This window comes from Methylosinus sp. KRF6 (assembly GCF_018887255.1).
Lineage (GTDB): Bacteria > Pseudomonadota > Alphaproteobacteria > Rhizobiales > Beijerinckiaceae > Methylosinus > Methylosinus sporium.
On the sequence record NZ_JAHLJF010000001.1, the window covers coordinates 2,705,926 to 2,720,234 of the forward strand.

Annotated in this window: 13 protein-coding genes; all 13 read left to right on the forward strand. The window is 68.0% G+C overall.

Annotated features, from left to right (window positions below; genetic code table 11):
* The first annotated feature begins 115 nt into the window (after positions 1-115).
* The 13 genes from murB to KP010_RS13025 all read left to right on the forward strand — a co-directional run bounded on the left by murB (position 116) and on the right by KP010_RS13025 (position 14,245).
* The gene (gene murB / locus KP010_RS12965; protein ID WP_142861943.1) at positions 116-1,036 is read left to right on the forward strand and encodes a UDP-N-acetylmuramate dehydrogenase; all 921 of its coding nucleotides are present in this window, start codon (positions 116-118) and stop codon (positions 1,034-1,036) included.
* 181 nt (positions 1,037-1,217) lie between these two features.
* Complete coding sequence (locus KP010_RS12970) at positions 1,218-2,732, forward strand: hypothetical protein (protein ID WP_142861942.1); 1,515 nt, start codon at positions 1,218-1,220, stop codon at positions 2,730-2,732.
* A 62-nt stretch (positions 2,733-2,794) separates the two neighbouring features.
* Positions 2,795-3,031 (forward strand): AbrB/MazE/SpoVT family DNA-binding domain-containing protein, encoded by a 237-nt coding sequence (locus KP010_RS12975; protein ID WP_108917504.1) that lies wholly within the window; start codon positions 2,795-2,797, stop codon positions 3,029-3,031.
* Between the two features lie 99 nt (positions 3,032-3,130).
* A complete protein-coding gene (locus tag KP010_RS12980; protein ID WP_142861941.1) occupies positions 3,131-3,493 on the forward strand; it encodes a type II toxin-antitoxin system PemK/MazF family toxin in 363 nt (120 codons plus the stop codon).
* Positions 3,490-4,413: a D-alanine--D-alanine ligase gene (locus tag KP010_RS12985; protein WP_216280935.1), complete on the forward strand. Its 924-nt coding sequence runs from the start codon at positions 3,490-3,492 to the stop codon at positions 4,411-4,413. Before KP010_RS12980 ends, KP010_RS12985 begins: the two co-directional genes overlap by 4 nt.
* Complete coding sequence (locus KP010_RS12990; RefSeq protein ID WP_142863838.1) at positions 4,410-5,405, forward strand: cell division protein FtsQ/DivIB; 996 nt, start codon at positions 4,410-4,412, stop codon at positions 5,403-5,405. Before KP010_RS12985 ends, KP010_RS12990 begins: the two co-directional genes overlap by 4 nt.
* Entirely contained in the window at positions 5,402-6,715 is a 1,314-nt protein-coding gene (gene ftsA, locus KP010_RS12995; protein ID WP_142863837.1) for a cell division protein FtsA, read from the forward strand. Before KP010_RS12990 ends, ftsA begins: the two co-directional genes overlap by 4 nt.
* A gap of 97 nt (positions 6,716-6,812) precedes the next feature.
* On the forward strand, positions 6,813-8,516 hold the full coding sequence (ftsZ, locus tag KP010_RS13000; protein WP_142863836.1) for a cell division protein FtsZ: 1,704 nt from the start codon (positions 6,813-6,815) through the stop codon (positions 8,514-8,516).
* A 220-nt stretch (positions 8,517-8,736) separates the two neighbouring features.
* On the forward strand, positions 8,737-9,651 hold the full coding sequence (gene lpxC, locus KP010_RS13005) for a UDP-3-O-acyl-N-acetylglucosamine deacetylase (RefSeq protein WP_246659941.1): 915 nt from the start codon (positions 8,737-8,739) through the stop codon (positions 9,649-9,651).
* Positions 9,652-9,833: 182 nt separating this feature from the next.
* Positions 9,834-10,640, forward strand: a complete 807-nt coding sequence (locus KP010_RS13010; RefSeq protein WP_108917511.1) for a sterol desaturase family protein — start codon at positions 9,834-9,836, stop codon at positions 10,638-10,640.
* Positions 10,641-10,836: 196 nt separating this feature from the next.
* Entirely contained in the window at positions 10,837-11,730 is an 894-nt protein-coding gene (locus tag KP010_RS13015; RefSeq protein ID WP_108917512.1) for an outer membrane protein assembly factor BamD, read from the forward strand.
* Between the two features lie 47 nt (positions 11,731-11,777).
* A complete protein-coding gene (recN, locus tag KP010_RS13020; RefSeq protein WP_142863835.1) occupies positions 11,778-13,454 on the forward strand; it encodes a DNA repair protein RecN in 1,677 nt (558 codons plus the stop codon).
* 101 nt (positions 13,455-13,555) lie between these two features.
* Positions 13,556-14,245, forward strand: a complete 690-nt coding sequence (locus tag KP010_RS13025) for a lytic transglycosylase domain-containing protein (RefSeq protein ID WP_166141280.1) — start codon at positions 13,556-13,558, stop codon at positions 14,243-14,245.
* Positions 14,246-14,309 lie beyond the last annotated feature (64 nt).

The window sequence follows — 14,309 nt, forward strand, 5'->3', positions numbered from 1 at the left end:
TCGTTTTGCTGCGTTCAAGTGCTGCGCGTAATGTCGATGGACCCTCATCCGACCCGGCTACGCCGGGCCACCTTCTCCCGCGCACGGGAGAAGGCGACGCGCACGGAGATCGGGGATGAGTTTTCGAGATATCTCGGCCGAGATCGTGGCGCTCATGCCCGATTTGCGCGGGCGTCTCGCCGCCAATGAGCCGCTCGCGCCGCTCACGTGGTTTCGCGTCGGCGGGCCGGCGCAGCTTCTCTTCTCGCCGACGGACGAGGAGGATCTCACTTATTTTCTCGCGCGTCTGCCGTGTGAGATTCCGGTCATGGTCATCGGCCTCGGCTCCAATCTCATCGTGCGCGACGGCGGCGTCGACGGCGTCGTGGTGCGGCTGACGGCCAAGGGCTTCGGCGCCATCATTGTGGAAGAGGGCGAGCGCATTCGCGTCGGCGCGGCGGTTCCCGATGTGAAGCTCGCGCGCGCGGCGGCGGACGCCGGCATAGACGGTCTCGCCTTTTATCGCGGCATTCCCGGCGGCGTCGGCGGCGCGCTGCGCATGAACGCCGGCGCGCATGGCGGCGAGACGAAAGATGCGCTGATCGAGGCGCGCGGCGTCGATCGCTCCGGCAATGTGCGCGTCTACACGAACGCCGAGCTCGGCCTCTCCTATCGCCATAGCGACGCGCCGGAAGATGTGATTTTCACGCAGGCGCTGTATCAGGGCCGCAAGGGCGATCCCGCGACGATCCTCGCCGAGATGGAGCGCATCACGCAGGCGCGCGAAGCCTCGCAGCCCATTCGCGAGAAGACCGGCGGCTCCACTTTCGCCAATCCGCCGGGGCATAAGGCTTGGGCTTTGATCGACGAGGCCGGTTGCCGCGGGCTCGTCGTCGGCGATGCGCAGGTGAGCGAGATGCATTGCAACTTCCTCGTCAATCGCGGCGGCGCGACAGCGGCCGACGTCGAGGCGCTGGGCGAGGAAGTGCGGCGGCGCGTGCAAGAAAAGAGCGGCATTCTCCTGCGCTGGGAGATCAAGCGGATCGGCGTCCCATGAGTCCTCGGCGGCGGGCGTTCTCGACCCTCCCCTTCACGGGGAGGGTCGGATCGCGAAGCGATCCGGGGTGGGGTGACATTCCCCAGACTCGTGGGGACACCCCCTCCCGAGCGCCTTCGGCGCTCGACCTCCCCCCTCGAGGGGGAGGCGAAGCCGTCTCGGCTCGCAGGGAATGCTCGAGATGAGCGTGATCGAGAAGAGCGCCGTCGCCGCGCCCGCGCAGGACGACGGACTCCTTCGCGCAGCGTCGAGCCCGCTGCTCGGCGGAGCGCTCGCGCTCGTCGCCATCGCGCAGCAGCTCATCGGCCATATCGATTGTGATGTCTCCTGGTTTTTGACCTTTGCGGAGAAAGTCCTCGATGGGCGCACAGCCTATGTCGAGGTAAGCGATCCTAATCCGCCGGCGGCCTTTCTTTCGCTCATGCCTGCCGTGCTGCTCGCCCGCGCGCTGCATCTTCGGGCGGAGGCGGTCGTCGTGGCGCTCGTCTTCTTCGCCGCCGTGGCGTCGATCGGCTTGTCGTTTCATCTGCTGCGGCTGAGCGCGGCGCGCAGCCTCCGCGAATGGATGCCACTCGGCAATGCGGCGATCTTTCTGCTGCTGGTCGCGCCGGAGATCGTCTTCGCGGAACGCGAGCATATCGCGCTGCTCGCGCTTCTGCCGCTGCTCGCGACGCTGGCGGCGGAGGAGGGCGCGCGCCCGTCGCCGCGTTTCGCGCGGATCGCCGCGGGAGTTTGCGGCGGCGTCGCGGTGACGCTGAAGCCGCATTTCGCGCTCGCCGTCATTCTGCCGGCGCTGGCGATCGCATGGCGCGCGCGCTCGCTTCGCGCTCTGTGGCGCGTGGAGCTCGTTTCCGCCGCGCTCGCCTCCATCGCGCTGACGGGCGCGACGTTGCTCGCCTTTCCGACCTATCTCTCGCAGGCTCTGCCGCTGGCGCTCGAGGTCTACGGGCCGGCGCGCGACGATCTCGGCCACTTTCTGGCCCATTCGCTCGCTCTGGCCTATCTCGCGCTGCTGGCCGGATTTCTCGTCGCGGCGCGCGGCGCGCTCGGCCGGGCGCCTCTCGTCGCGCTCGCCGCCTCGCTCGGCTTTTTCGTCGCCTTTCTGCTGCAAGGGAAAGGCTGGATGAATCACGCCTATCCGGCGATGATCCTGCTGCTCTTCGCCTGGATATTTTTCGCGCTGCCCGAGGCGGCGCCGGCGACCGGCGCGAAGTCGGCGCTGGTGAAATTCCTGTTCCTGCCCGCTCTGCTCGCCGCGCCGGCCTATTTCGGAATCGTCGAGCAGCTGACCGACCGCGAGGAGCATGAGGGGCTGCTGGCCGCCGTCGCCGAGGTCGCGCCGCCGCATCCGCGCATCGCGACTATCGCCAGCCAGCTCGATTTCGGCCATCCGCTGACGCGGCGGCTCGACGGCGAATGGGTCGGACGGCAGAATGCGCTGTGGACGACGGCCTTGGTCGGGCGGCTGCTGGAGACGGCGAGGCCGCCGCGGCGCGAAGCGCTGGAGGCGCGGCGCAGCGCCGATCTCGCCGCATTGGCGCAGGATATTCGGGCGGGGCGCCCGGATGTCGTCGTCGCCGAGGATCGGGCGACTCGGGAATGGGTGCTGAAACGCCCGGAAACGGCCGCCGCGCTGGACGGCTACAGGCTCGCAAAACGGGCGGGGGATGTAGAGATTTGGCGGCGGGCGGAGTGAGCGTCTGGACATGCCGGCCGTTCGGCCTATAGTAAGACGGTAAGACGTAAGGAGCGCGAGCCATGCCGTCCGTTAGGCGCCAGACGGTCTATTCGAAGGTTTCGGTGAAGAGCCAAACGGTTCTGCCCGCCGAGGTCCGCGAGCGTCTTCGCATCAAGCCGGGCGATCGGCTGCGCTATGTGATCGACGACTCGGGCGTGCGGATCGAGCGCGGCGCGGCGAATGAGGAGGAAGATCCCTTCGCCACTTTCACCGAATGGGCGAGCGACGCCGACGACGAGGCCTATGCCGATCTTTGACGCGATATTCGCGATCGGCGAGAGCGAGCCTGAAGGCTCGCGGTCCGTGGGGCGGTTTTGGACCGCGCGCCGCGAGGCTCGCTCGCGGAGGCGCGCGCAATGACGCGCTATGCGCCGGGCGACGTGGTCGTCGTGCCCTATTCGGATCGATTTGCGGAAAAACGACGGCCGGCTCTGGTCGTCTCGAACGACGAGGTGATGTCCGCCGGCTTTCTCTGGCTCGTCATGATAACGACAGCGCAGAATTCCGGCATGGAGCAGGACATCATAATCGAGGATTTGTCGGCCGCCGGGCTTTCGCGCCCGTCGATCGTGCGGCCGGTCAAGATCGCCAATGTCGAACCGTCTCGGATCGTGCGGCGCGCCGGACGACTGGGGGCCGAGCAGGCCGAAGCGGTCTTCGCAGCGGTGCGTTCCTTTATCGGGCGAGATCGCCCCAAACCACGCAAAGGTGCGTCATGACAGCTCACGTCGCCGTGCTCATGGGCGGATTCTCCTGCGAGCGCGAGGTCTCGCTGCGGTCGGGCGAGGCGAGCGCCAAGGCGCTGGAGAGCGTCGGCTATCGCGTTACCCGCGTCGACGTCGGCCGCGACGTCGCCGAGGTTCTCGCCAAGCTCGCGCCGGATGTGGCGTTCAATGCGCTGCACGGACGTTTCGGCGAGGATGGCGCCATTCAGGGCGTGCTGGAAATTCTGCGCATTCCCTATACGCATTCGGGCGTGCTCGCCTCGTCTCTGGCGATGAAGAAGGATGTGGCCAAGAGCGTGATGGCGGCGGCTGGCGTGCCTGTGCCGCGGGGGCGGGTGGTTCATCGTCTCGAGGCGGCCAAGGCCCACGCCCTCGAGCCCCCTTACGTGCTGAAGCCGGTGAGCGAGGGATCGTCCTTCGGCGTGTTCATCGTGAAAGAAGGGCGCTCGCATCCGCCGCAGGAGCTGGCGAGCGCCGATTGGCGGCATGGCGACTTAATGCTGGCGGAGAATTTCGTCGACGGCCGCGAGCTCACTTGCGCGGTGATGGGCGACCGTCCGCTCGACGTCATCGAAATCCTCCCGGTGTCGGAGGAGTTCTACGGTTTCGACGCGAAATACGCGAAAGGCGGTTCGAAACACGTGCTTCCGGCAAATCTTAAACAAAATATTTACCAAGAGGTCCAACAGTTGGCGCTCGAGGCTCATCGGGCTCTCGGCTGTCGCGGCGTCAGCCGCGCGGACTTTCGATACGACGATCGCCCGGAAGGCACGGGCGAGCTCGTCGTGCTGGAGGTCAACACGCAGCCGGGCATGACCGAGACCTCGCTGGTTCCCGAAATGGCGGCCCATGCCGGCTATTCGTTTGGCGAGCTCGTGAGATGGATGGTGGAAGACGCGTCCTGCGATCGTTGAGAGAGCCTGTCGAGGCTCTCTTCGATGTCGCGCATCCGCATCCCGTCCAGGCTGGTTCTCTTCACGCTGGTTCTCTTCACGCCGGCGCCTATTCCGCCCCTTACGTAAATCCCGTCGGCTCCGAGCCCGTCGAGCGGCGCGGCCGCCCGACGGCTTCCGCCGCGCAGGCGGAGCGCGGGCGTCTCTCGCGCATCGCGGCTCTGCCGGGGATCGGCACGGCGGCGCTCGCTCTGCTGTTCGGCGCTGTGGGCTCGGCCGGCGTCGCGCACAATGGCGGCTATGCGGAATTCGTCGCGCGCAACGGCGCGCCGCGCGACATAGTGGCGCGCGCGCTCGGCTTCTCCATCGAGGTCGTCACCATCAGCGGGCTCGGAGAGCTCTCCGAAAGCGACGTGCTCGCCGCCTCGGGCGTCAAGCCCACCAACTCGCTGCTCTTCCTCGACGCCGAGACGATTCGCGAGCGGCTGACAGCGCTGCCGCTGGTCGAGAGCGCGCGCGTGCTGAAGCTCTATCCCGATCGGCTGATCATCGCGCTCGAGGGGCGGCGTCCCTTCGCGCTCTGGCAGCGCGACGGCAAGCTCTCCGTCGTCGCCGCCGACGGCGTCGTCATCGACGAGATGCGCAACGAGCGTTTCATCGGCCTGCCCTTCGTCGTCGGCGAGGGCGCGGAGAAGCGGCTCGACGAATATATGCGCCTGCTGGAGGCCGTCGGCGATCTCAAATCGCGCGTGCGCGCCGGCGTTCTCGTCTCCGGGCGGCGCTGGTCGCTCGACATGACCAATGGCGTCGAGGTGAAGCTCCCCGAGCGCGAGCCGGAGGCGGCGCTGGCGCTGCTGCAGCGACTCCAGCGTGAGGCCAGGATACTCGACAAGGATGTGATCTCGATCGATTTGCGTGCGTCCGGACGCGTCGCGGTTCGCCTTTCCGAAGAGGCGGTCGCGGCGCGCGCGGCCGCGACGTCGCGCAATTCACGCAAGGGCGGCCAGACATGAAGCCACATATCTTCCCGCCGCGAATGAAGCAGCTCGGCGCCCGCCGCAGCGCCACCATGGCGGTGCTCGACGTCGGCACGTCGAAGATCGCCTGCATCATCGCCCGGCTGACGCCGGTGGGCGAGGGCTCGCCGCGCGGGCGCACGCATCGCGCGCGCGTGCTCGGAATCGGCCATCAGCGCTCGCGCGGCGTCAAGGCCGGCCAGATCGTCGATATGGAGGAGGTCGAGAGCGCCGTCCGCCGCACGGTGGATGCGGCCGAGCGCATGGCGCGCTCGCAGGTCGACGCCATCGTCGTCACCGCTTCGGGCGGCCGGCTCGCCTCGCAGCATTTCGCCGCCAAGACGCGCGTCGTCTCCGGCGCCGTCGCGCCCTCCGACGTGCATCGCGTGCTCGAGGCCTCCGCCGCCCATGTGACGGAGCGCGGCCGCATCGTGGTCCATTCGCTGCCTACCGGCTTCTCGCTCGACGGCACCGCCGGCATTCGCGAGCCCGCCGGCATGGTCGGCGGCGAGCTCGGCGTCGATCTCCATGTCGCCAGCTGCGATCAGGCGGCGATGCGCAATCTTCTCGTCGCGGTGGAGCGCTGCCATCTCGGCATTGAGGCCGCCGCCGCGGCGCCCTATGTCGCCGGCCTCGCCGTGCTGGAGGCCGATGAGGCGGAGCTCGGCGCCATCGTCATCGACATGGGCGCCGGCGTCACCTCGCTCGCCGTCTTCTCCGGCGGCGCGCTGGCGCATGTCGACGCGGTGACGCTCGGCGGCAATCACATCACCATGGACATCGCCCGCGGCCTCGATTGCCGCCTCAGCGACGCCGAGCGTCTGAAGACGCTCTATGGCGCAGCGATCTCCTCGCCCTCCGACGATCGCGAGACGATCGCCTTCGATCATGTCGGCGAGAGCGGCGAATATCCGGCCCATGCGCCGAAAGCGCATCTCGTGCGCATCATTCGTCCGCGCGTCGAGGAGACTTTGGAATTCCTGCGCGATCGGCTGGCGGCGTCGGGCTTTTCGGCCCATGCCGGCCGCCGCGTGGTGCTCACCGGCGGCGCCTGCCTGCTCACCGGCCTGCCGGAGGCGGCGCGCCGCATATTGGGCGGACAGGTGCGCGTCGGCCGGCCGGCCGGCATAGACGGCCTGCCCGAATCGGCCCGCAGCCCGGCTTTCGCCGCGGCCGTCGGCCTGCTCGTCTATCCGCAATTTTCGGGGCGCGAATATTTCGAGCCGCGCCGGGAGGCGGAGATTCGCGGGACCGGGACCAATGGCTACTTCTCTCGGGTCGGACAATGGTTGAGGGACAGTTTTTGAAGTTTTCGAGCAAGGAGAGCGAGGCGCGCGTCGGCGAAACGCTCCGGGGACGGCAACCGACGCGCAGTCGCATGAAAATCAGTCGAAAGGTCTGGCGATGACGATCAATCTCAAGGCGCCCGAGCTCCGGGAATTGAAGCCCCGCATATTGGTGTGCGGCATCGGCGGCGGCGGGGGCAACGCCGTCAACAACATGATCATGTCGGGCCTCTCGGGCGTGGACTTTCTGGTCGCCAACACCGACGCGCAGGCGCTCGCCTCCGCGCGCGCCGAGCGCGTCATCCAGATGGGCCTGCAGGTGACGGAAGGCCTCGGCGCCGGCGCGCAGCCGGAAGTCGGCCGCGCCGCCGCGGAAGAGGCCAAGGACGAGATTCGCGAGCATCTTTCCGGCGCGCATATGGTGTTCGTCACCGCCGGCATGGGTGGCGGCACCGGCACCGGCGCTGCGCCCGTCATCGCCGCCACGGCGCGCGAAATGGGCATTCTGACCGTCGGCGTCGTCACCAAGCCCTTCCATTTCGAGGGCGCGCGGCGCCTGCGCATCGCCGAGAGCGGGATCGCCGAGCTGCAGAAGTCGGTCGACACTCTGATCATCATCCCGAATCAGAATCTTTTCCGCATCGCCACGGAGAAGACCACCTTCGCCGACGCTTTCGCCATGGCCGATCAGGTGCTCTACTCGGGCGTCGCCTCGGTCACCGACCTCATGGTCAAGGAAGGGCTCATCAATCTCGACTTCGCCGACGTGCGCTCGATCATGCGCGGCATGGGCAAGGCGATGATGGGCACGGGCGAGGCCACCGGCGAGCGCCGCGCCAGCCTCGCGGCGGAGGCGGCCATCGCCAATCCGCTGCTCGACGAAGTGTCGATGAAGGGCGCCCGCGGCCTCTTGATCTCGATCACCGGCGGCAACGACCTCACCCTCTATGAGGTGGACGAGGCGGCGAGCCGCATCCGTCAGGAGGTGGACGAGGACGCCAACATCATCCTCGGCGCGACCTTCGACTCCTCGCTCGAGGGCGTGGTGCGCGTGTCGGTGGTGGCGACGGGCATCGATCTGCCGAGCACCGCCGCCGAGGACGCCGCCGCCGCGGAAGCCCGCGTGCTCGAGGCCGCCGAGCGTCTGCGCGCGCAGGTGGCGGCGCAGAGCCGCCCCTCGATCGTTCATACGATCGCCGAGCCGGCTCCGCAGCCGGCGCCTCATGCCTATGCGCCCGAGCCCGCGCCGGTCCCGACGGAGCGCCAGCCCTCGCCCTATTACGGCGAGCCGCAGCAGGCGCCCGCCGCTTCGCGCGACGTCTATCTGGAGCAGGTGGCGACGCGCCCGGCCGCCTATGCGCCGGAGCCCGCTCCCCAGCACGCCCCGATGATGGAGGCGCATGAGCCCTACATCCCGCCGGCCGCCGAGCTGCCGCGTATGCGTATGCCGCAGATCGAGGATTTCCCGCGGCCGGTGCAGGAGCAATATCGGCAGGCGCGCGGCGAGGCCGCCGGCCAAGCGCCGGAGGCCGCGCGCCGCCGCACGCTGCTGGAGCGTCTCGCCTCCTTCGGCGCGAGCCGCCAGGAGGATGCGCTGCAGGGGCCGGCGGCCGCCGCCCCGCGTCCGCAAATGCGCCCGCAGGCTCCCGCGCCCTCGCAGAGCCATGCGGAATACGCCAAGCGCCCCGTCGCCCCCGCGCCGCAGCCGGCGGCGGGACACGCCGGGCTCGATCCGCATGGCCGCCGCGTCGCGCCGGCCCGCTCGATCGAGGACGAGCAGCTCGAGATTCCGGCCTTTCTGCGCCGCCAGATCAACAGCTGATTTGCGCCGATCCTGCGCCGCGTGATCGCGAAATCTGTGAAAGGCCCGCTTCGGCGGGCCTTTTCTCATTCGCGCCGATTGTAACATTTTGTAAAAAACCGTGACTGGAGCCCCGCTGCGGCGCGGATTATCTTGCGCCGGCGCCACTCCGCCACAATGGCGCACAGTTGCGCGCGATGCGGCGCGCGAACCCGCCTCTCCCGGGAGTGAAACGGAAGTCATGACCTCGCGTCGACCGACGATGCAGACGACGCTCGCCGCCGCCGTGACGCTGGAGGGCGTCGGCGCGCATAGCGGCCGCGCCGCGCGGCTGGTTCTCGCGCCCGCCGAGGCCGGCTCGGGGATCGTCTTCACGCGGTTCGGCGGCGTGGATGGGCTGCGCGCCGAGGCGCATAATGTCTCCTCCACCGAGCTCTGCGTGCGTCTGGGCTCCGGCGCCGCGTCGATCTCGACCATCGAGCATCTGATGGCGGCGCTGCGCGGCCTTTGCGTCGACAATGTCGCGATCGACGTCGACGGGCCGGAGATACCGGCGATGGACGGCTCGGCGGCGGCCTTTGTCGCGGCGATCGACGAAGCCGGGATTGTGAGGCTCGCCGCGCCGCGCCGCTCGATCGAGATACGCGCGCCGGTGCGCGTCGCCGACGGCGCCGCCTGGGCCGAGCTTTCGCCCGCGCCCTCGGGCTTCTCCCTGGACGTCGAGATTTCCTACGCCGCCGCGCCCATCGGCCGCCAGCGGCGGCGGCTGCGGCTGACGCCGGCGCGCTTTCGCACCGAGATCGCGCGGGCGCGCACCTTCGGCTTTTTGTCGGACGCCGAGCGTCTGTGGCGCGAGGGCAGGGCGCTCGGCGCCTCGCTCGACAATACGATCGTCATAGCGGAAGGGCGCGCGCTCAATCCGCAGGGCCTGCGATTCGCCGATGAATTCGTCCGCCATAAAATGCTCGACGTGCTCGGCGATCTCGCGCTCGCCGGCGCGCCGATCATCGGCGCCTTCCGCTCTTATCGCGGCGGCCACAGTCTCAATCTCGCGCTCGTCGAGACGCTTCTGGCGACGCCCGCGGCCTTCGCCTTCGTCGGCGCCGACGAGCGGCCGCGGCCTCGCGGTCCCGCGCTTCTTTGCGCGTCGCGCTGAGGCCGCGCCCCCGCCGCGCGCACAAATCATGGGATATGAGCGGGATGCGTCGTCGCGCCTCGCCCCGCCTCACTAGAAATACGCCCTGAACTCGGCTATAGGACGAAAAAATATCCTCCGTTCGCCGCGCGGATTGCGGCCGGCGCGACGAACGGATCTCCATGCTCGGAGTCCGCCCTCCCATGTCGCTCGAACCATTCGGATATATTCCTTTGTCGTTGTTCGCCTGGGCCGCGCAGATGATCGCGTTCCATGGGATCGGCTACGCATTCGAATGGTGCGATTCGACCGGCCGGCTGCGACGCTTCAAGGTTCGCGATCTCGATCGCATGAGCTATCGCGCGCTGCTGCCGCGCGTATTGTTCAACCAGACGGCGATTCTGCTGCCCTCCATGCTGGCGGTCGAATATCTCGGCCTCGCCTTCGTCGGCGCGCCGCATCTGACCTGGACCGCGCTCGTCCTCACCATGATCGGAATGCTGATCGGTCATGATGTGGTGCAATATGTCGCCCATCGCCATCTGCTGCATCATCCGGCGCTGATGAATCGGCTCGGCCATGCGCTGCACCACCAGACCGGCGCCAGCAAGGCGATCAGCGCCTGCTATCAGTCGAGCGCGGATTTCTTCTTCGAGATCGTGCTGCCCTATCTGCTGCCATTGGTTCTCGTCGGCGGCGGCGGCGCCAGCGTCGCCTTTCACTTGTGGACGACCAGCCTCGGCGCGCTCGGAGGGCTCTATGAGCATTCGGGCTATGATTTCGGCCTCGCCTTCCGCGATCCCGCCGCGACCGGCTGGCGCAAGCGGCTCAACGCCGCGCTCGACCATCTCACCACCAGCATGGCGCACGGCTATCACCACACGCGCGGCAATGTGAGCTTCTCCGACGGCTTCGGCACGCCCGGCATTTGCGATACGCTGTTCAAGACGCGCTGGGACCTCGTGCCGGAGCGCGTGCGGCGAAGAGAGCGGGCGGCGGCCTCCGCCTGACGTTTCGGTCTTCCGGCAGCATTTCGCCTTCGCGCGAAAGTCTCGACCGCAAAGGGCGGCGCGCGCCATAATCTCGCCCGATCCGGCACGTCTCTTCGAAACAGGGGAGGGCGTTCGTACGAGCGCCTTCCCGAGTGGCGCCCTTCGGCGAATTGGTTTAGAGAAGCTTAAATAACGTCCCCGCGAGGCCGAATCCATGATCGCAAGCCCGTTTCGCCCCACAGATCTCGCGCGCGCAGCGCTGGCGGCGGTCCTCGTCGCGGCTCTCCCGGCGGCCAAGGGACGCGCCGATATTCTCGACAGCATAACGAGCGGCTTCGGCCTGTTCTCCGGCGAGAAATACAAGACCGAGATTCTCCCCGAGATCCCGGCCGAGGATATCTATAATCAGGGCCTCGCCCGCATGGAGAAGCATGATTACGAGAACGCCGCCAAGAAGTTCGGCGAGCTCGAGAAGCAATATCCCTTCTCGCAATGGGCGCGCAAAGGCCTCTTGATGCAGACCTTCGCCCAATATCAGAAGCCGGCCTATGACGATGCGGTCGCCTCGGCGCAGCGCTACATCGGCCTCTATCCGACCTCTCCCGACACGCCCTATATGTACTATCTCGCGGGAATGTCTTATTATAATCAGGTCCCGGCGGTGATGCAGGACCAGGAGAGCGCGGAGAAGGCGCTGGCCATTTTCACCCAGCTCGTCGAGAAATTCCCCAAGTCGGAATATGTGACCGACGTCAAATACAAGATCCAGGTGGCGCGCGACCAGCTCGCCGCCAAGGATATGATGGTCGGCCGCTTCTATCTGACGCGCAAGAATTATCCGGCCGCGGTCAATCGCTTCCACGACGTGCTCGCCAAATATCAGACGACCCGCCACGCCGAGGAGGCGCTGTATCGGTTGACGGAAGCCTATTTCGCCATGGGCGTCGTCAATGAGGCACAGACGGCGGCTGCTATTCTGGGGCATAATTTCCCCGATTCGTCCTGGTACAAGGACGCGCATTCGCTGCTCGCGACGGGCGGCGTCGCGCCCGAGGAACATCATGGCTCCTGGCTCTCCAAGATCGGCAAGACGCTCGGCTCCAGCTGAGCGTTCGCGAGGGCGAGCCGAGGGGGCCGGAAGAGTAGAGCGCGCTCATGCTCGTCCGTTTGTCTATCCGTGATATCGTTCTCATCGACAGGCTCGATCTCGAATTCGCGTCCGGCCTGACGACGCTGACCGGCGAGACCGGCGCCGGCAAATCCATCCTTCTCGACGCTTTCCTGCTGGCGCTGGGCGCGCGCGGCGACGCTTCGCTGGTGCGCGCCGGCGAAGAGCAGGGGCAGGTGACAGCGGCTTTCGATCTGCCGCGCGACCATCCGGCCCTCGCCGCGGCGCGCGAATTCGGCCTCGACGCCGAGGATGAGCTGGTCTTGCGCCGCGTGCAGACCAGCGACGGCCGCACACGCGCCTTCGTCAATGATCAGCCGGCCAGCGCCCAGGCGCTGCGCGCCATCGGCGCCTCGCTGGTCGAGATCCATTGCCAGCACGATGATCGCGCGCTCGTCGATCCGAGCGCGCATCGGGCGCTCGTCGACGCCCATGGCGCGCTCGGCGACAGAGCCGCGCAGGTGCGCGAGCTGCATGGCGCATTGCAGCGCGCGCGCCGCGAGCTGGCCGAGGAGGAGGCGCGCGTCGCCAAGGCGCGCGCCGAGGCCGATTATCTGCGCCACGCCAATGAGGAATTGGACGCGCTGGCGCCGCAGCCCGGCGAGGAGGCCGCGCTGGCCGAGCGGCGCCAGACCATGCAGCGCTCCGAGAAAGTGGCCGGCGATCTGCGCGACGCGCTCGCGGCTTTTTCCGGCGATCATTCGCCCGCCGGCGAGATCGCTTCCGCCGCCCGTCGTCTGGAACGGCGCGCGACCCAGGCGCCGCAGCTGATCGAGCCGCCGGCCAAGGCGCTCGCTCAGGCGCTCGATGCGCTCTCTCTCGCCGAGCAGGCGCTGGAGCAGGCGCTCCGCGACGCCGATTTCGACCCGCGTGAATTAGAGCGCATAGAGGAGCGGCTGTTCGCCCTGCGCGGGGCTGCGCGCAAGCATCAGACCAGCGTCGACGCGCTGCCCGCGCTCGCCGAGCGTTTCGCCGCCGATCTCGCCGCGCTGGACGCCGGCGAGGCGCGCATCGTGACGCTGAGCGAGGCGGTCGCCAAAGCGCAGGCCGCCTACGCCAAGGCGGCGGAAAGCCTTTCGGCGGCGCGGCGCGCGGCAGCCAAGACGCTCGACGCTCTGGTCGAGGGCGAGCTGAAGCCCTTGAAGCTGGAAGGCGCGTGCTTTCGCACCGAGATCGTTAGCGATCCTGCGACCGGCGGGGCGGAGGGCTATGACCGCGTGGAGTTCTGGGTGCAGACCAATCCGGGCTCGCGGCCCGGCCCGCTCGTAAAAGTCGCCTCCGGCGGCGAGCTCGCGCGCTTCATGCTGGCGTTGAAAGTCGTGCTCGCCGATCGCGGCTCGGCGCCCACGCTGGTTTTCGACGAGATCGACACGGGGGTCGGCGGCGCGGTGGCGGACGCAATCGGCCAGCGTCTGGCGCGGCTCGCGAAACGTGCGCAAGTGCTCACCGTCACCCATGCGCCGCAAGTGGCGGCGCGCGCCGGCCGGCATTTGCGCATCGCCAAGGGCGCTGTGAAAGGCAAGGCGAAAGATCATGTGGCGACGCGCGTCGCCGAGCTGGAGGAGGCGGAGCGGCGCGAGGAGATCGCCCGTATGCTCTCGGGCGCGGCGATCACCGACGAGGCCCGCGCGGCGGCCCGCCGGCTGCTGGAAGGGGCGGGGTAGGACGCCTCCGCCGCTCTCGAGCCCCGTACGGATTCGCGCCGATTTGGCGAAAGCTCGATCTCGGGTTAAGAAGCGCTAACCAAATCGGCTCGGGAGGACGAATGAGACTGGCGATTTGCGCGGCGACGGCCGCCATGGGCTTTGCGCTCGCGGGCTGCAATTCTTACGCTCCCGAGAATCAATTCGTCGCCAAGGCGGTGGACGAGCCGCCGCCGCCGAAGGCGAAGCTCTCGCAGCGCGAGAAGCTGGAAGACAGCATTTCCCGCTGCGCTCGCACTTACGACATTCCCGAATCGCTGATCCATACCGCGGTGCGCCGCGAAAGCAATTACAATCCCGCCGCCAAGAACGGGCCCTATTGGGGCCTGATGCAGATTCGCTACGATACGGCGCGTAGCGTCGGCTACAGCGGCCCGGCCAAGGGCCTGCTCGACGCCGAGACCAATCTCTCTTATGCCGGCGCCTATCTCGCTAACGCCTTCCGCGTCGCCGGCGGCGACGCGCAAAGGGCCATTCAGCTCTACGCCAAGGGTTTCTATTACGAGGCCAAGCGCAAGGGGCTGCTCGGCCAGATGGCCAGCGGGCGCTCGGTCACGGATGAGCAGAGCGAGCCGATCGCGTCCGCCGTGGCGAAAGCCGAGCCGCAGCCGTTCGTGCTGGCTGCGATCGATATTCCCGCCGGCAAGCATGTCAGGGCGGCGGAACCGCAAGCCCAGCCGGAGCCGGTCATGATGTATACGGAGGCGCAGGCTCCGATCGCGCTCGAGGCGCAGACGGCGCAGCAGCAGTAGAGCCGCCGGTTCTCAGTCGTTCTACGGGGCGGGGATTTCGTTCTGTTCATGTTTCCTGCGTCAC

Bases quoted from the DNA above. Each gene is read 5' to 3' on its own strand.
- KP010_RS12980 (WP_142861941.1), top strand. From the start codon at position 3,131: ATGACGCGCTATGCGCCGGGCGACGTGGTCGTCGTGCCCTATTCGGAT.
- KP010_RS12970 (WP_142861942.1), top strand. From the start codon at position 1,218: ATGAGCGTGATCGAGAAGAGCGCCGTCGCCGCGCCCGCGCAGGACGAC.
- KP010_RS13015 (WP_108917512.1), top strand. From the start codon at position 10,837: ATGATCGCAAGCCCGTTTCGCCCCACAGATCTCGCGCGCGCAGCGCTG.
- ftsA (WP_142863837.1), top strand. From the start codon at position 5,402: ATGAAGCCACATATCTTCCCGCCGCGAATGAAGCAGCTCGGCGCCCGC.
- KP010_RS12975 (WP_108917504.1), top strand. From the start codon at position 2,795: ATGCCGTCCGTTAGGCGCCAGACGGTCTATTCGAAGGTTTCGGTGAAG.
- ftsZ (WP_142863836.1), top strand. From the start codon at position 6,813: ATGACGATCAATCTCAAGGCGCCCGAGCTCCGGGAATTGAAGCCCCGC.
- recN (WP_142863835.1), top strand. From the start codon at position 11,778: ATGCTCGTCCGTTTGTCTATCCGTGATATCGTTCTCATCGACAGGCTC.
- lpxC (WP_246659941.1), top strand. From the start codon at position 8,737: ATGACCTCGCGTCGACCGACGATGCAGACGACGCTCGCCGCCGCCGTG.
- KP010_RS12985 (WP_216280935.1), top strand. From the start codon at position 3,490: ATGACAGCTCACGTCGCCGTGCTCATGGGCGGATTCTCCTGCGAGCGC.
- KP010_RS13025 (WP_166141280.1), top strand. From the start codon at position 13,556: ATGAGACTGGCGATTTGCGCGGCGACGGCCGCCATGGGCTTTGCGCTC.
- murB (WP_142861943.1), top strand. From the start codon at position 116: ATGAGTTTTCGAGATATCTCGGCCGAGATCGTGGCGCTCATGCCCGAT.
- KP010_RS13010 (WP_108917511.1), top strand. From the start codon at position 9,834: ATGTCGCTCGAACCATTCGGATATATTCCTTTGTCGTTGTTCGCCTGG.